General features: G+C 63.6%; 17 protein-coding genes. 9 read left to right on the top strand and 8 right to left on the bottom strand.

The window, feature by feature from the left end; translation table 11 throughout:
- The first annotated feature begins 118 nt into the window (after positions 1-118).
- Genes ACXJMY_RS14245 through ACXJMY_RS14235 form a run of 3 tightly spaced genes read left to right on the top strand, consistent with a single transcriptional unit; the run spans position 119 to position 3,348 of the window.
- Complete coding sequence (locus ACXJMY_RS14245; protein ID WP_456619972.1) at positions 119-1,807, top strand: aspartate-alanine antiporter-like transporter; 1,689 nt, start codon at positions 119-121, stop codon at positions 1,805-1,807.
- Positions 1,808-1,818: 11 nt separating this feature from the next.
- On the top strand, positions 1,819-2,706 hold the full coding sequence (locus ACXJMY_RS14240; RefSeq protein WP_456619971.1) for an alpha/beta hydrolase family protein: 888 nt from the start codon (positions 1,819-1,821) through the stop codon (positions 2,704-2,706).
- A gap of 30 nt (positions 2,707-2,736) precedes the next feature.
- Positions 2,737-3,348, top strand: a complete 612-nt coding sequence (locus ACXJMY_RS14235; RefSeq protein ID WP_456619970.1) for an invasion associated locus B family protein — start codon at positions 2,737-2,739, stop codon at positions 3,346-3,348.
- A gap of 14 nt (positions 3,349-3,362) precedes the next feature.
- Here ACXJMY_RS14235 and ACXJMY_RS14230 read toward each other — a convergent pair whose 3' ends face one another.
- On the bottom strand, positions 3,363-3,737 hold the full coding sequence (locus ACXJMY_RS14230) for a response regulator transcription factor (protein WP_456619969.1): 375 nt from the start codon (positions 3,735-3,737) through the stop codon (positions 3,363-3,365).
- 204 nt (positions 3,738-3,941) lie between these two features.
- Positions 3,942-4,565, bottom strand: coding sequence for a response regulator transcription factor (locus tag ACXJMY_RS14225; protein WP_456620090.1), 624 nt, complete (start codon positions 4,563-4,565; stop codon positions 3,942-3,944).
- A 356-nt stretch (positions 4,566-4,921) separates the two neighbouring features.
- Between ACXJMY_RS14225 and ACXJMY_RS14220 the strand changes: the two genes are divergently transcribed.
- Entirely contained in the window at positions 4,922-5,605 is a 684-nt protein-coding gene (locus ACXJMY_RS14220) for a helix-turn-helix domain-containing protein (RefSeq protein ID WP_456619968.1), read from the top strand.
- Here the strand turns inward: ACXJMY_RS14220 and ACXJMY_RS14215 are convergent.
- From ACXJMY_RS14215 to ACXJMY_RS14200, 4 genes are read right to left on the bottom strand one after another with little or no spacing between them, the layout of a single operon-like run.
- Positions 5,583-6,041 carry a potassium channel family protein gene (locus ACXJMY_RS14215; protein ID WP_456619967.1) on the bottom strand — a complete coding sequence of 153 codons (459 nt, stop codon included), beginning with the start codon at positions 6,039-6,041 and terminating at the stop codon, positions 5,583-5,585. The two genes, ACXJMY_RS14220 and ACXJMY_RS14215, sit on opposite strands and share 23 nt — an antisense overlap.
- Before the next feature lie 25 nt (positions 6,042-6,066).
- Positions 6,067-6,417 carry a phasin gene (locus tag ACXJMY_RS14210; protein WP_456619966.1) on the bottom strand — a complete coding sequence of 117 codons (351 nt, stop codon included), beginning with the start codon at positions 6,415-6,417 and terminating at the stop codon, positions 6,067-6,069.
- 17 nt (positions 6,418-6,434) lie between these two features.
- Positions 6,435-7,298 (bottom strand): alpha/beta fold hydrolase, encoded by an 864-nt coding sequence (locus tag ACXJMY_RS14205; RefSeq protein WP_456619965.1) that lies wholly within the window; start codon positions 7,296-7,298, stop codon positions 6,435-6,437.
- A 9-nt stretch (positions 7,299-7,307) separates the two neighbouring features.
- On the bottom strand, positions 7,308-9,815 hold the full coding sequence (locus ACXJMY_RS14200) for an alpha/beta hydrolase (protein ID WP_456619964.1): 2,508 nt from the start codon (positions 9,813-9,815) through the stop codon (positions 7,308-7,310).
- Between the two features lie 135 nt (positions 9,816-9,950).
- Between ACXJMY_RS14200 and ACXJMY_RS14195 the strand changes: the two genes are divergently transcribed.
- The 5 genes from ACXJMY_RS14195 to ACXJMY_RS14175 all read left to right on the top strand — a co-directional run bounded on the left by ACXJMY_RS14195 (position 9,951) and on the right by ACXJMY_RS14175 (position 13,337).
- Positions 9,951-10,877 carry an alpha/beta fold hydrolase gene (locus ACXJMY_RS14195; RefSeq protein ID WP_456619963.1) on the top strand — a complete coding sequence of 309 codons (927 nt, stop codon included), beginning with the start codon at positions 9,951-9,953 and terminating at the stop codon, positions 10,875-10,877.
- On the top strand, positions 10,874-11,470 hold the full coding sequence (locus ACXJMY_RS14190; protein ID WP_456619962.1) for a hypothetical protein: 597 nt from the start codon (positions 10,874-10,876) through the stop codon (positions 11,468-11,470). Before ACXJMY_RS14195 ends, ACXJMY_RS14190 begins: the two co-directional genes overlap by 4 nt.
- A 93-nt stretch (positions 11,471-11,563) precedes the next feature.
- Positions 11,564-12,211 carry a CoA transferase subunit A gene (locus tag ACXJMY_RS14185; RefSeq protein WP_456619961.1) on the top strand — a complete coding sequence of 216 codons (648 nt, stop codon included), beginning with the start codon at positions 11,564-11,566 and terminating at the stop codon, positions 12,209-12,211.
- A 4-nt stretch (positions 12,212-12,215) separates the two neighbouring features.
- Positions 12,216-12,866, top strand: coding sequence for a 3-oxoacid CoA-transferase subunit B (locus tag ACXJMY_RS14180; RefSeq protein ID WP_456619960.1), 651 nt, complete (start codon positions 12,216-12,218; stop codon positions 12,864-12,866).
- Between the two features lie 12 nt (positions 12,867-12,878).
- Entirely contained in the window at positions 12,879-13,337 is a 459-nt protein-coding gene (locus tag ACXJMY_RS14175) for a MaoC family dehydratase (protein ID WP_456619959.1), read from the top strand.
- 18 nt (positions 13,338-13,355) lie between these two features.
- On the opposite strand, the gene fabI is transcribed toward ACXJMY_RS14175, so the two are convergent.
- Positions 13,356-14,144: an enoyl-ACP reductase FabI gene (fabI, locus tag ACXJMY_RS14170; protein ID WP_456619958.1), complete on the bottom strand. Its 789-nt coding sequence runs from the start codon at positions 14,142-14,144 to the stop codon at positions 13,356-13,358.
- A complete protein-coding gene (locus ACXJMY_RS14165) occupies positions 14,141-15,355 on the bottom strand; it encodes an acetate/propionate family kinase (RefSeq protein WP_456619957.1) in 1,215 nt (404 codons plus the stop codon). Before ACXJMY_RS14165 ends, fabI begins: the two co-directional genes overlap by 4 nt.
- Between the last annotated feature and the right edge of the window lie 3 nt (positions 15,356-15,358).

The raw sequence follows: 15,358 nt of genomic DNA, 5'->3' as shown, positions 1-15,358 counted from the left end.
TCTGCAATCCTGCACGGCTCCACAGGGAGCGGCGTGCCGGCGGCAAGGATTGATCTGGATCAAGCATCGCCGGGTTTCACCAACCAGATTTGGCGCACATTGCTGGAAGGCATGCGCCATGAGCACGGTCAGGTGGATCATCTCCACCGCTCCGGAAATCTTCCTGCTGCTGTCGGTCGCGCTCGGCACCATTCTTGGCCGTGTCCGGGTCCACGGCTTTGCGATCGGCACCACGGCGTGCACGCTCATCGTGGCTGTCCTGATCGGGCAGCTCGGCACCTTCACGTTTCCGTCCCTGCTGCGGATCATTCTCTTCAGCCTGTTCGTGTTCACGATCGGCTACCGGTCGGGTCCGGAGTTCTTTGCCTCGCTGAGCATCCGAACCTTGGCGCAGGTTGCGCTCGCGCTCGTGCTTGGAGCCACCGGCCTCGTCGTCGTTCTCATATTTGCCAATGCGTTCGCGCTCGGTCCCGGCACCGCTTCGGGTCTTGCTGCGGGAGCCCTGACGCAATCCTCAGTCATCGGCACGGCGTCCGGCGCGCTGGCCCAGCTCGGGCTCGCCAAGGATGCGCTGGAGCAGCAGGAGGCGAACATCGCCGCCGGCTATGCCGTGACTTACGTCCTTGGTTACATCCTTACGCTTCTGTTCGTGCCGTTTGTCGCGCCGAGGCTGATGCAAATCGATCTAAAGGCGGAAGCCGCGAAGCTGGAAGCGGAGCTGTCGGGAGGAAATCCGCCGCAGACTGAAAACCTGCACTATCGAAAATTCCAGGCTCGCGCCTATCGGGTGTCGACAGCGGCCGGACGGACCGTCGGCGCTGTCGAAGGCGAGATCGGCAGCCGCAGCGTAATCGAGCGGATCGTGCGCCGGGGCGTCGATGTCGAGCCGCATCGCGACACCGTTCTTGAAGCGGACGACGATATCGTCATCGCGGGACGAACCGCGGCCATCGTCGCTGCAAAACCGATCATTGGCGCCGAAATCGACGCCGACGAGATCCTGAAGGCCCTTCCCGGCAATGTGGCCGATGTCCTCGTCGACAACCGCAAGCTCCATGGCTGCTCGGTCAAGGACGTGGCCGAACGCGTGGGCGACAACGCGCGCGGCGTCTTCCTGCGCAGGTTGACGCGGATGGAACGCGAGGTGCCCTTGAGCGCGGACACCCGCGTCTATGTCGGCGACGTCATGACGCTGGTCGGCAGCACCCGCAACATCGAGCGCGCCGCTACCCATGTCGGACAGATCCTGCGCTCCGAAGATCGTACCGACATTGCATTCCTTGCCGCGGGCATCGCCGTGGGCCTGCTCGCCGGTCTCGCGAGCGTCAAGATCGGGTCGGTGCCCCTGACACTGGGCGGTGGCGGCGGCGCCCTGATTGCAGGGCTGTTCTGCGGCTGGCTGCGGTCACGACGGCCGACGCTGGGTGCAATGCCGCCCGCAGCGCAGCAGACGCTGAGCGATCTCGGGCTTGGAGGCTTCATCGCGGCGATCGGGCTCGGCAACGGCCATGCGGCCTGGGTCGCGATCCAGTCGCACGGCATGCTGCTGGTCGGCATGGGCCTCGTCGTCACGCTGGTGCCGCTGATCGTGACGACCTTGTTTGCTCATCGCGTGCTGCACATGAATCCGGTCATCATCTGTGGCGCGCTGGCCGGCGCTATGACGGTCGACGCCGCCGTGACCGGGGCCTGCGAGGTTGCCGAGAGCCAGACGCCGGTGCTCGGCGTCGCCGTGCCCTACGCCGTCGGCAACGTGGTCCTGACCGTGCTCGGCCCGATCATCGTGGCCAGCACCTTCGCCGCTTGAAGGAGGCACGTATGAATCTCCGCGATACACCGACGCTCGGGCCAATCGTGGCGGCGTTGCTCCTCCTGATCTGGCCGCTCGCTCCGGCGCGCGCCGAGGACAATGTTCCGATCCAGGAGGAGGTGTGGGCGCTGCCGCTGCCGCTTCCGATGTTCGCCTATGTGGCGCGGCCCGTCGGCGACGGTCCCTTCCCTCTGGCGATCATGAACCATGGCGTGTCGCTCAAACCGGTCGATCGCAGCTTCTTTCCGCTGGTGGAATTCCGCGACGCGGCGAAGTGGTTCGCCAAGCGCGGCTACCTCGTCGTGGCGCCGGTCGGCACCGGATATGGTGCAGCCGCCATCGACATTCCGGAACACGGGCTCTATGGGCCGTTCTTCTCGAAGGTCGGCAAGTGCACCAATCCGAACTTCCACGATGCCGGGCTTGCGGTGGCCCAGGCCGATCTCTGGATCATCGACTACATGGTTGCCGAGAAACGCGTCGTCCCGAAGGACGTCGTCGTCATCGGACAGTCCGCCGGCGGCTGGGCCTCGATCGCGTTGTCCAGCGTGAACCCGCCGCAGGTCAAAGCCATCATCACCTTCGCGGCGGGTCGCGGCGGACGCGTCGACGGCAAGCCCAACAACAACTGTGCGCCGGACAAGCTGGTCGAAGCGACCGCGGATTTCGGCCGAACCTCGCGGGTGCCGATGCTGTGGTTCTATATCGAGAACGACACGTTCTTCGGCCCGGCCCTGTCGAAGCGCATGCATGAGGCCTTCACCGCGGCCGGCGGCCGGGCCGAGTATCATTTGATGCCGCCCTTCGGCAATGAAGGGCATTTCTTCGTCGGCTCGCCCGACACGATCCCGATGTGGTCACCGCTCGTCGAACGATTTCTCGACGCGCAGAAATAGCCGCGGAGGCCGGCGCTTGGAGGCGCAATCATGATCAACCCAGCTTCAACGGCACGGCCCAGGCACGCGCGCGCCTGCCTGTCCATTGCATTGGTAGCGGCCATCGCCGGACCAGTCCCGGTCCGGGACGTCGCGGCGCAAGAGCCCGTGCGCGAGGCGAAGCCCGCCGAAATCGCGCCTCGCGGCCAGCGCGAAGCCAAGGACATCACCTTCGGAGACTGGCAGAAACTGTGCTTCAAGCCGGGAGGCGCGCCGACGCTGTGCCGGACATCGATCACCGGCAAGTTTTCGACCGGCCAGGTCGCCGTGCGCGTGGACCTGATCGAGCGCGACGGCGACCGCTCTGCACGGCTGCAATTGTTCGTCCCGGTCGGCATGTATCTGAGGCAACCGGCCAAGCTGACAGTCGACCAAGGAAGTCCCCAGCTCGTGCCCTACACCTGGTGCCTCACCAACGCCTGCATCGCCGCGGACGTTGCGGATGCCAGGTTCATCACCGAGATGGAATCCGGGAAGGCATTGGTTCTCGAGGTGGTCGATTCCAACCTTCTGGCCGTAACGACGTCATTGCCGCTGGCGCAATTCGCCGCCGTCCATAAGGGTGCGCCGGCAAAAACGCTGGAGCAGGACATTGACGAATGAGACGTGCGATCGGCTTAGACGGCGCGGGTGCAGGCGCGTTCAACCGATTCAATAAACGTATTCGCCGCAAACGGCTTGGTCAGATAGGCAACGCATCCCGATTCGATCGCAGCCGACTGGTCCGCATGGTTGTCGTTGCCGGTGATGTAGATGACCGACACGGTAGCGCCCTCCTTCGCGAGCCTGCGGCGGAGAGCGATGCCGGATTCGCCGTTCAGGTTGATATCCAGAACGATGCAGCAGGCTTCGTCAAAGCGACCATGACTGAGCAGTGCGCTGGCCGATTCGAACGGTATTGCATTGAAGCCGCGCTCTCGAAGCAATCGCTCCATGCTTCGGCGCATGGATGAATCATCGTCCACGACGTAAATGGATTTGCGTGCGGACAAGAGACAGGCCTTCTCATTCTTCGAGAGGAATTGCCGCGGCGTTGCGAGCTGCGCGGCTTCTCACCAGTTCGTCTGCTGGTTCGGCCGGCAGAAACCCGACGATGTAAGCGGCCTTTGCCAGATTCTGTCAGGCTGTCATATTGTCCCTTGGTTCAGGTCACCCAATGGGAACCCAACCACACAGCGTAGACGCCGACAAAGTTCTTACGTCTCGTTGGGATCAAGCAGACCCAGCCGTTCAGCAATCGAAACCAGCTCAGCGAGCGAAGCTACCTGCATCTTCTCCATCACCTGATGGCGATGCGCCTTCACAGTGCGCTCGGTGGTCCCGAGCAGATATGCGACTTGCTTGTTGATCTTGCCCCGCACGATCAGATCGAAAACCTGCCGTTCGCGCGGCGTCAGTGACGTCAGGAGGGCCCGCAGCGAGTCGAGCCTGCTCCGTTGGTCGCGCAAAGTCTCTCGGCGCACCAATGCGCGTTCGATCACGTCGATCAATTGCTCGGACGATACCGGCTTGGTCAGAACATCCTCCGCGCCGGCCTTGATGGCGCGCACCGTCGTCGCCGTATCGGCATGCCCGGTGAGGAACACGATTGGAAGCGTCGAGCCAAGTTCTCCGAGGCGGGCCTGCAGTTCAGGTCCGCTCAGTCCCGGGATCTGCACGTCGAGCAGGATGCACGCCGGCTTGTCCGCATCCGGCAGATCGTCCAGCAATTGCTGTGCCGACGAGTAGGTCACGACCTCATAGCCCGCAAGCTTGAGCCGGCGCCCAACCGCCATCCGAAACGATTCGTCATCGTCCACGACGTAAACGAAACCTGACACTGTCCCCTCTTGAGCCACTCATACAAACACAGACAGATCGCGAAATCGTGACCAAGGCAACCCCGGGGAAGCCAATTGCCGCGCCGCAAGAACGCAATCACAATATACCGAATGACAGATAGCGAACGGCCTGACCGGGCTGTATTCACGGTCGATCGAACTGCCCCGTGACGCGCATCTCATTCCACGCACCAAATTGCCACTTTGTCCTTTGGTACAATGAACCTAGAGACAATGGCTTAAAAGGCCGATTTCATCGTAGACAACCCTTGCGGGAACTGGTCGGCGGCCCTTTCCCCATCGATGAAGTGATATCCGGACGACTATCGTGTCATCGTTGGCTTCGGGGGTTGGCCATGTTCGTACGCAACTCAGTCGATTCGTCTGCGCGTCTCCATTCGCTCCGCGAACTCGGGATGACCAGTGATTCAAATCCGATCATCAGTTTAAACGAATTTACGTACAAAAAAGGCACCGAGATCTACGGCGAGAAAGAGCCGGCGGAGTACGTCTATCAAGTCAAATCGGGCGCCGTGCGGAGCTACAAGCTGCTGTCTGACGGCCGTCGTCAGATTGGCGCGTTTCACCTGGTTGGCGACATCTTCGGGCTCGAGAACGGCAGCGAGCATAGATTCACCACGGAGGCGATCGTCGACACCACCGTACGCCTCGTCAGGCGGCAGAGCCTCGAACTCGTCGCCGAAGGCGATGCCATGGTTGCTCGAAACCTGCTCAGCATGACCACCTGCAACCTTCAGCATGCGGAAGACCACATGCTGCTGCTCGGCCGCAAGACGTCGCTGGAGCGGGTCGCGGCCTTCCTGCTGGAGATGGACAAGCGGCTAACGGCCGCAGGCGTCATGGCGCTGCCGATGTCGCGCCGCGATATCGCGGACTATCTTGGACTGACGCTGGAGACGGTGTCCCGCGCGCTGTCGCGGTTGCATGAGCTCGGCATTCTCGGCTTCATCGGCAACAACCAGCGCCAGATCATACTCCTGGACCGGAATCAGCTCGCTAGCCTCGATCTCCAGGGTTGAACCCCGCCGCCGGGATAGACGCGAGATGTTCGAGCGTCTTGCGCAGCACCTCGAACAGGACGGCGGTCGACCAGCCGAACATCAGGATGCCGTTCATCGCGGTCATCGGCCCCGTCAGCCGCCACCCCTCGACGGGTGTGATATCGCCATAGCCGAGCGTGGTGTAGTTCACGAAGGCGAAATACAGCAGATCGCTGCCCGCGGGCGCCGCGCCGACCACGGCGTAGGCCAGCGCCCAGATGAGAACCTCGACGGTGTGTGCGACCATCAAAATGACAGCAGTCGTGACCATCACGGCCATCAGGTGCGCGCGAGGCCGCGACGTATGCCGCAAACCCGCGGTGCGGGCGATGTCGATCGCCGCAACGGTCGCCAGCGCGTGGACCATGATGTTGATCACGCTGATGAAGGTGCCAAGCAGGAACTGAACCGCCATCGCGTGCCCCGGGCAGCCGCGCGGCTCAAGTCTTCGGCGTAAAGGCCCCGGTCGCCGCCTTCATCGCGGACTCGCCCATGCTCCTGGTCTGATCGGCAAGCAACCGCATCTGCTCCTGGAAGAAATCGGACTGGATCTTGAGGGCGTCCTGCACGTCCCTGGCCTGAACCAGCTTTTCGCCGAGGTCGAACGTCGCGGTGACGTTGCGCTGCATGTAGCCGCAGAACTCCTTGGCCTGGTTGGCAATCGGCAGCGGCGAGGCGCTCAGGCCCTTCTCCAGTTGCTCAAAATAATCCGCATTGGCCTTGCGCAGACGGCCGAGCGTGTCGGCCAGCATCGTGCGAATGCCCTCGGCGGATGGATTGATGTCGGCCATAGCGTCATTCCTCCTGGTTATGCTGCAAGTCCCCCGAACCATGCACCGAAATAGCCGGCGTAGAGCGCGGGCAGCTCGAGATTCATCGAATGCCCGACACCGGGCACAATGACGAGCCGGCAATCCGGCATCGCCTCGGCCATCCTGCGCAGGTCGGCACGCGGAATCCAGCCGTCCCGCTCGCCCCAGAGCACCAGATGCGAATGCCCGATATCGGGCATTCGGCGCTCCAACTCGCGGCTCTCCTTCTCACGCGTGAGATTGACGGGCGTGCCGATCCAGATGCCCTCGGAGACACCAAAGGTCTGGTCGATGATCCGGTCGAACAAGGCCTGGGTCTCCGCCAATCCGTCGCGGAATCGAGGGATCGCATTCGGCGCCATGCTTTCCGGTACGAACAGCGAAGAGGCGGCGGTCGCCATCACCGTCCGCGTCACCTCCTTGCTCGCCATCATCGCCCGAAACACCCCGATCTGATCGACGTTGAAGGACATGCCGAGCGGGGTGACCGGATCGAGCGCAAACACCCGTCCGAACCGGCGCGGCTGCATCAGCAGCATGCGGGCCGCGATGATGCCGCCGGTCGAATGCGTCGCGAGATGGCAGTATCCGATATCCAGCGTATCCAGCGCCGCCAGCATATCCTCGGCATGCTGCTGCATCGTATAGTTGGTGTAGTCGACCGCGGGCTTCGGCCGGTCGCTGTCGCCGCAGCCGCGCCAGTCGATCCCGATGACGCGCAGGCCGGAGGGAAACAACGGGGCGGCAAGCTCGATCCAGTCCTTGCTGGCGAGATTGCCGTGGATGAAGACGACGGTGATGTCGCCCTCGCCCCACTCTCGCCAGCCCAGCTGGACTTCGCCCGCCTGCACCCTCGGCATGAAACGGTCCTACTTGTTCAGCCCGGCGGTGGGCGCCGCACCCGCCGGCGTCGGTGCCACCGGCAGGGCCGACACCACCGAGCCCTTGATCATGCGGTCGGTCCCGAGCGGCGACGAGGTGTCGACGCTTCCCTTGGTCACGAAATCGACGACGTCGACCGGGTATTCGACCGGGTTGTCGGTGTGGATGAAGTGCCCGGTCTCCGGGTAGATCTTGAGGATCGGCCGGTTGCCCGCATTGGTCATGCGCGTCATGAACGGCGTGATGGCGTCGCGGCCGAGATCGGTCAGCCCGTTGAACGCGGGCGTCGGGATGAACGGTTCCTTGTCACCGAACGCGAGGAAGATCGGCGCCTTGATCTGCGTGAGCCGCTCGTACAGGTTCTTCGGATCATCCTGCTGCAGCTCCGCCCCGATCGTATAGATGTCGTAGATGAAGATGTTGCACCACTGCTCGAGCTCTTTCGGATTGCCCTTGGTCAGCCCGACGCGCTGCTCGGTGTGGAGGCGGGCATATTCGCTGTCGCTGAAGAAATAGCCGCTCTTCGCCGCAGAGACAGCGCCCGTCTCCGGGTCGCGCTTCTTGAAATAGAAGAAGTCACGGATGTTTTGCTCGTCGCGTGCCTTCTCCGCGGCCAGGATCCCGGTCTGGTCCCAGGTCTGCCGCCACTTGTCGAAGTCGTGGTCGAAGGCCGGGTCGAACAGCGGCGCCTTCTTGCCCTTGGCGATGGTGATGTCGCGCGGGTATTCCTCGAGACCCGACGGCGCCTCCAGCGCTAGCCCCTGCACCGCATCCGGCCAGGTCAAGGCGTAACCCATCACGAACTGGCCGCCGAGCGAATGGCCGAGATAATAGGCCTTCTTGACGCCGAGCTGGTTGACCACGAGGTCGTAGACCACCTCGCGCATGTCCTGCATGGTACGCGCCGGGCTCTTGTCGAGATTGCCGGGCCCGGACATGCCGTAATGCGGCAGGTCGGGCACGATCACGCGCAGGCCGCTGCGCAGCGCATATTGCATGATGTTGCCGTAATGGCCGCCGAAGGCGCCCTTGCCATGGATGATGACGAGGACCTTCGGATCCTTGTCGGTGCCGGCATATTCGTCCATGTAGCCGATCTGCCAGGCGTTACCGCTCTTGTCCTTGGCGTTGGCGTATTTGACCGGGTAGGGATAGGTGACGAACTCCTTCCAGAACGACTTTTTCGGATCGATGTTCTCGGCCACGCCGGGCACGCGATAGTTCTTGTCGACGAATTTCTGCGCACGGTCGAGGCTTGCCACATCGTCCATGAAGGCGACGAACTTCGGATCGTTCTTGCGCTGGTTGATGATCGGGAACACGCCGTAATGGGCGACCGGGCTCTCCTGCGCGATCAGATCCGCGCCCGGCACGCGATCGACGGCCTTCTGGGCGAGCTTGAAGTTCAGCCAGAGATCGTTGGTGATGTGCATCACCAGCGTGCGGGCCTGGATGCGGCCGAGATAGGGATTGATGTTGTGGGTCTCGCCGACGCGGTTGCGCCAGACGAGATCGACGGCGTCGTAGAGCTTGGCACGGTTGATGACGTTCAGCCCGGCCTTCTCGTTCGGCGGATCCCAGTAGAAGATCTCGGGCTGGACTGCGGTCCAGTTCTGGGTCGTGCGAAAGGCAAAGTCGTAGCCCGTCATGCCCAGGATCGACCAGCCGAACGCGACGCCCGGCACCGGATGCTTCTCTTTGGGCAGCTTATAATAGTCGCCGTTGGACGCCTGCCAGACGGGATCGGATTCGATCGCGGCCGTCATCATCTGGAAGGTCCAGTTGCCGACGGGATCCTCGCCGTCCGACTGCGTGGTGCCGCCGATCGGCATCAGCGCGTTGATGTATTCCGGATGCATCACGCCCCAGACATAGGTCTGGGTACCGCCCATCGACACGCCCGACACAAGGGCAACGCGCGCGACCTTCAGCCCGTCGCGCAGCAGCCGGTAGTTGGCCTGGACCATGTCATAGTAGCTGTACTGCGGAAACTTGATGCCGAGTCCGTCGGACGGCTTGCTGGCGCCCCAGGTCCCGAGCGGATCGACCATGATGACGTAGTAACGATCGGTATCGATCGGCCGGCCCGGGCCAATGATGGGCACGGTGCCCGACAAGGCGGCGCCCTTGACCCACTGCTCATACATGTCGGTGGAATCGCCGGAATAATACGAGTTGATGACGATGGCATTGGTGATCTCGCCGGCGGCGTTGCGCCGCGGCGTGCCCACCGCGATATAGGCCGTGCGCAGCTTGCCGGCACCGAGAGATTCCAGCGTCACGCCGCCCTCGCCGCCGTTCTCCCATTTGGAGGGATCGGAGAGATCGTACTTTCCGCCAAGCCGGAAATTCGCGATCTCGTAGGTCTTCTTCAGCCCGTCGTGCTGTATCTGCGACGAACGGCGCGTGAACGGCTGCGCCACCGCGAGCGAGGTCCCGATCAACAGCAACAGCAGGCTGACGAGATATCGCCGCATGGCTTGTCTTCCGATCATGGCGAATTCCTCCGGCAGGATCTTGATTTTGCCGGACGCTAGGAGCGGTGGCGGTGCGCTCCTTGATCTACCGCAAGGGAATCCGCGGCGCTCGCGCGAGACTTTCGGCAGCGAATGTCATGCCGGGTCGCCGCGATGCCCTTCCTCACCCACGGCCCCTACCGGATCCGGTATGAGCTCAACGGTCCCGCCACGGCGCCGGCCTACGTGCTGGTCAACGGACTGACCCAATATTCCGAATTGTGGGCCGCCTATCGCGACGCGCTCATCGCGCGAGGGTTTCGCGTCGCGACATTCGATCTGCTCGGCCAAGGCGCGTCCGACAAGCCCGCGCTTTTCATCAATCAGGACGACCATGTCCTGGCGCTGCGTCGCCTGATCGACGCGCTCGGCGACGGCCCGGTCTTCCTCGGCGGAATCAGCTTCGGCGGCCTGATCGCGCTGCGCTATGCCGTCGAGCATGGCGAGCGCCTCTCAGGGCTGGTGCCGATGAGCTGCTTTGCCGAGCTTTCGCCTCAACTTCTACTGATCGGCAACGCCCTGCGCACCGGGCTGATCCTGGGCGGCACCGGCTATCTCCAGGATCTGCTGCTGCCTATGAACCTGTCTGATGAATGGCTGAAGCCGCTCCTGGACAAGCTCGGCAGCGTCAAGCGGCAGGGCTGGCTGGTCAACGACGTCTATGCGCTTCAGAACCTGATGGAATCATTCCTCGACTTCCAGCCGCTGACGCCGCGGCTCTCGTCGATCGCGGTTCCGACGATGATCCTGAACGGCGAGTTCGACTTCCTGACGCCGCGCGCCCTGCACGAGACCTTGCGGGTCGAAATCCCCGACAGCACGCTCGTGATCATTCCGCGGTCCTATCACGCCTTTACGCTGGAGAAGGGCGCGCTGACGGCCGACCTGCTCGCGCGCTTCGCGGAGGACGTGCTGGCCGGACGCTGGCATGGCAACAAGACGGTCTGGATTGCACCGGAAGATCCTGGCGGCGAGCTCACTCCGTTTCCAGCCGGCTACGATCATCTGCGCGCCATTCCTGTGCCGGGGACGGCGACATGAGCGGATTTTTCGGGCCGCTCGATTCCGAAGGTCGGGTGCCGCCGCACCAGCAGACGCGCGTCGCCGCATTCCTGATCTCGGCCCATGGCGCCCTGGCACGACAGTTCGCCCTCACCCTTCCCCTCAAGCTCGAAGCCGCCTGGCAGACCGAATTGAATGCGCAGTTCTACCGTGAGAGCGAGATCGTCTCGCTTCTGATGCGCGCGACCGCGTGGGTGCCCGACCTTGCCCTGTGTTACGTGGCCGCATCCTGGGAGACCGCCTGGTTTCCGACGCCGACCGAAGGCATACCCGATCGCTCTCTTGGGCAAGCGGTCCACCTCGCCACGCTCGCGCATGCCGTTCACGCCGGGATCCGGCCGGCGGCCCTGCTGCCGATCGAGGCGAACGCGGACGATCCCTTCGTCATGGCACTGCGCCGCATCGAATTCGAAAGCGGCCGGCTGTTGCAGGCCCAGATCCTGTTTCTGAAAGGGCCCGACCTGACGCCCTTCCGCGACGCCGTCAGCGCGGCCCTCGAACGACGCCACGCCGAGGTCCGCAAACTCTGGAACGACGCGCTCGAAAGCGTGGGAATCGCCGTCGACGAATGATGCGGAGCCTTGACGCAGATCAAGGCAACGTGGCCGCCGCCCGCCAACGTTCGTTGACCGCACCCTCTGCGCGCGCCGACCGGAGTTCTCGTCATGAAGGCCGTTTCCGTCGAAGAAGCCGTCGCAATGATCCCGGCCGGCGCGAGCATCATGGTCGGCGGGTTCATGGGTGTCGGAACGCCGGAACGCCTGCTCGACGAAATGGTGCGGCAGAGGAAGACGGGCCTGTCATTGATCTGCAACGACGCGGCGGTCCCCGGCAAGGGCGTCGGCAAGCTGTTCGACGCCGCGCTGGTCTCACGGTTGACCGCAACGCATATCGGCCTCAATCCGAAGGCGCAGCAGCAGATGCTGGCCAACACGATCGCCGTCGATCTGATTCCCCAGGGCACATTCGTCGAGCGCATTCGCGCCGGTGGATGCGGCCTGGGCGGCGTCCTGACGCCGACCGGCGTCGGCACGTTGGTCGCGGAAGGCAAGCGCCAGATCGAGGTCGACGGCAAGCCATACCTGCTGGAAACGGCGTTGCATGCGCAGTTCGCGCTGGTGCACGCCTTTCTGGCCGACCACCTCGGCAACCTCGCCTACGCCCTGACGTCCCGCAACTTCAACCCAGTCATGGCGATGGCCGCCGATACCGTGATCGTCACGGCGGAGAACATCGTGCCAGTCGGCGTGATCGCGCCGGACCATGTCGTGACGCCCGCACCACTCGTCGACTACCTCATCACGAACGGGTGACGTCATGGACCCGCAGACCATTATCGCCCGGCGCGTCGCCAAGGAGCTCAGAAACGGCGACCTCGTCAATCTCGGCATCGGCATTCCGACGCTGGTCGCGAACTACGTTCCGAGCGGCCTGAAGGTGTTCTTCCAATCGGAAAACGGGCTGATCGGTACCGGACCGATTCCCGAGCAAGGCATGGCGCATCCGACACTGACCGACGCCGGCGGACGCCCGATCAGCGCGCTGCCCGGCGCTTCGACCTTCGACAGCGCGATGTCGTTCGGACTGATCCGCGGCGGCCATGTCGATGTCACCGTGCTCGGCGGCCTTCAGGTCGACGCGCACGGCCACCTCGCCAACTGGATGATCCCCGGCAAGATGGTGCCCGGCATGGGCGGCGCGATGGATCTCGTCACCGGCGCCAAGCGGGTCATTGTCGCCATGCAGCATGCGGCAAAGGGCAAGTCGAAGATCGTCGCGAAATGCTCGTTGCCGCTCACCTCGGTGCGGCCCGTGAACCTTGTGGTCACCGACATGGCGGTGATCGGCTTCTCCGGCGGCAAGGCGACGCTGCTTGAGACCGCGCCGGGCGTCACTATCGGCGAAGTCATGGCGGTGACGGAGGCCGACCTCGTCCTGCTCGACGACACCCCGGAAATGATGATTTGACGAGGTGCGGACATGCGGATATTCGGCGATTTCAACGAGATCAAATCCGCGGTCGGCACCGAGATCGGCGCCAGCGACTGGATCGAGGTCACGCAGGATCGGATCAACAGGTTTGCGGAAGCGACCTGCGACGAGCAATGGATCCATGTCGACCAGGAGCGCGCCAGCAGGGAATTGCCCGGCGGCACCACTATCGCCCATGGCCTGCTGTCACTGGCGCTGGCGCCGATGTTCATCCGCTCGGTGATGGGCTTGACCGGTCTGCGCAACACCCTGAACTACGGCGCCGACCGGATCAGGTACCTGTCGCCCGTGCCGGCGGGTTCAAAGCTGCGCGGCCGCGTGACCGTCGCCGAAGCCGAGGACGTGCCGCCCGACGGCCTGCGCGTGAACTATCATCTCGTGATCGAGATCGAAGGCGGAAAACGCCCGGCCTGCGTCGCCGAACTGATCGCCCTGCACTATCGCTGAACGGCGCGCCGGTCTCCTTCAATCGATGATGTGGTAGCCGCCGTCGATGTAGAGAACGCTGCCCGTGATCAGCTTGGCACCGTCGAGGGCCAGGAATGCCGTGGCGTTGCCGACGTCGTCGATGCTGACGAGGCTGCGCGCCGGCGCCTTGGATTGCGCCTTGTCCATCAGCTCGTCGAATTCCGGGATGCCCGACGCGGCGCGCGTGGCGAGCGGCCCGGGCGAGATCGCGTGCACGCGGATGCCTTTCGGGCCCAGTTCCGCGGCCATGTAGCGGACGGACGCTTCGAGCGCCGCTTTCGCCACACCCATCACGTTGTAGTTCTCGACCACCATCTGGCTGCCGTAATAGGTCATGGTGAACATCGTGCCGCCGCTCTTCATGAGCGGCTCGGCCAAATGCGCCATGCGCATGAACGACCAGCATGAGACCTCCATCGTCTTCAGGAAGCCGTCGCGGCCGACATCCACCACGCGTCCGTGCAAGGCTTCCTTGGGCGAAAAAGCGATCGAGTGCAGCAGGAAATCGAGCCGCCCCCAGTCCTTCTCGATCCGGGCGAACACCTCCTCGGTCTGCCCCTCGACCATCACGTCCAGCGGCATGAAGATCGGCGCCTCCAGCGCCTGCGCAAGCGGCTCGACATGCTTCCTGGCGCGATCATTGAGGTAGGTCACCGCGATATCCGCTCCGAGCGCGCGAAACGCCCTGGCACATCCCCATGCGATCGATTGATCGTTGGCGATGCCGACGACGAGGCCCTTCTTGCCCTTGAGGGCAACCTTGGTTTCCGGAAATGCGGGAATCATGACGCTCTCTCATGTCTGGGGGTGGACGATGGCGCGCTCATCAGCAACGTCAGCGTATGTTGTGCGATCATCAGCTCTTCGTCGGTCGGCACGACGTAGACGGGAATGAGGCTGTGCGAGTGCGATATCAGCCGCGAATGACGGGCGTTCTCGCCCTGATCGAGACCGACGCCCAGCCATCCGAGTTGATCGCAGACGCGCGCGCGGATGCCGGCGGAGTTCTCGCCGATGCCGGCCGTGAAGACAAAGGCATCCAGGCCCTGCAAGGCGGCCGCGAGCATGCCGGCGTTGAGGCCGATGCGATAGACGAAATAGTCGATCGCCAGCTTGGCGTTGAGGCTGTCGCTGGCTTCGAGCTCCCGCATGTCGTTGCTGACGCCGGATAGTCCCTTCAGGCCGCAATCGCGATAGAGGAAATTCTGGACATTGGACGCGGACATTCCCTTTTCGGAGATGAGGTAGAGCACGACACCCGGGTCGATCTGACCCGGGCGTGTTCCCATCGGGAGCCCGTCGAGGGCGGTGAAGCCCATGGTGCTCTCGACGCTCCGTCCCCCGTTCAGCCCACACATCGAGGCGCCGCTCCCGAGATGCGCCACGATCACCCGGCCCATCGCAATCTTCGGCGCGATCATCGGCAAGGTCTTCGCAATGTATTCGTAGGAGAGACCGTGAAACCCGTAGCGTCGCACACCCTCGGCATGAAGCTGATGCGGAATCGCATAATGGTCGGCGACCGCGCTATGCGTGCGATGAAATGCGGTATCGAAGCAGGCGACCTGCGGAAGGGCCGGGAAATTGGCAAGGATCGATCGGATCGGAGCCAGATTGTGCGGCTGATGCAGCGGCGCCAGCGCGATGAACCGTTCCAGGCGCGTCACGACAGCATGGTCGATCCGCACGGGCCGGTCGTAATCCGGTCCGCCGTGAACGACGCGGTGGCCGACGGCGATCGGATGGATGCGAAGCTCGTCCCGCAGCCAGGTCCCGGCGATGTCCATCGCGGCCGGAACGTCCGGCACCGCCTCGATCGGATAGGCGCGATCGGCAAGCGGATCGCCGCCGGTTCCGCTTGCCCGCAAGCGCGGACGGCTGCCGATGCCGTCCATCTGTCCCTTGAGCTGCCGTCGCAGCGTTCCTTCGCCCTCGATCGAATAGATCTGGAACTTGACGCTGGAGGAGCCTGCATTGACGACAAGGATGGTGTCCATGGC

It is taken from the genome of Bradyrhizobium sp. P5_C12, assembly GCF_054049735.1.
This window is presented reverse-complemented; position numbering and strand designations above follow the sequence as displayed.

Excerpts from the sequence above, each read along its gene's own strand:
- ACXJMY_RS14210 (WP_456619966.1), bottom strand. The coding sequence starts at position 6,417 with ATGGCCGACATCAATCCATCCGCCGAGGGCATTCGCACGATGCTGGCC.
- ACXJMY_RS14235 (WP_456619970.1), top strand. The coding sequence starts at position 2,737 with ATGATCAACCCAGCTTCAACGGCACGGCCCAGGCACGCGCGCGCCTGC.
- ACXJMY_RS14175 (WP_456619959.1), top strand. The coding sequence starts at position 12,879 with ATGCGGATATTCGGCGATTTCAACGAGATCAAATCCGCGGTCGGCACC.
- ACXJMY_RS14245 (WP_456619972.1), top strand. The coding sequence starts at position 119 with ATGAGCACGGTCAGGTGGATCATCTCCACCGCTCCGGAAATCTTCCTG.
- ACXJMY_RS14190 (WP_456619962.1), top strand. The coding sequence starts at position 10,874 with ATGAGCGGATTTTTCGGGCCGCTCGATTCCGAAGGTCGGGTGCCGCCG.
- ACXJMY_RS14240 (WP_456619971.1), top strand. The coding sequence starts at position 1,819 with ATGAATCTCCGCGATACACCGACGCTCGGGCCAATCGTGGCGGCGTTG.
- ACXJMY_RS14180 (WP_456619960.1), top strand. The coding sequence starts at position 12,216 with ATGGACCCGCAGACCATTATCGCCCGGCGCGTCGCCAAGGAGCTCAGA.
- fabI (WP_456619958.1), bottom strand. The coding sequence starts at position 14,144 with ATGATTCCCGCATTTCCGGAAACCAAGGTTGCCCTCAAGGGCAAGAAG.
- ACXJMY_RS14185 (WP_456619961.1), top strand. The coding sequence starts at position 11,564 with ATGAAGGCCGTTTCCGTCGAAGAAGCCGTCGCAATGATCCCGGCCGGC.
- ACXJMY_RS14195 (WP_456619963.1), top strand. The coding sequence starts at position 9,951 with ATGCCCTTCCTCACCCACGGCCCCTACCGGATCCGGTATGAGCTCAAC.
- ACXJMY_RS14200 (WP_456619964.1), bottom strand. The coding sequence starts at position 9,815 with ATGATCGGAAGACAAGCCATGCGGCGATATCTCGTCAGCCTGCTGTTG.
- ACXJMY_RS14165 (WP_456619957.1), bottom strand. The coding sequence starts at position 15,355 with ATGGACACCATCCTTGTCGTCAATGCAGGCTCCTCCAGCGTCAAGTTC.
- ACXJMY_RS14215 (WP_456619967.1), bottom strand. The coding sequence starts at position 6,041 with ATGGCGGTTCAGTTCCTGCTTGGCACCTTCATCAGCGTGATCAACATC.
- ACXJMY_RS14220 (WP_456619968.1), top strand. The coding sequence starts at position 4,922 with ATGTTCGTACGCAACTCAGTCGATTCGTCTGCGCGTCTCCATTCGCTC.
- ACXJMY_RS14205 (WP_456619965.1), bottom strand. The coding sequence starts at position 7,298 with ATGCCGAGGGTGCAGGCGGGCGAAGTCCAGCTGGGCTGGCGAGAGTGG.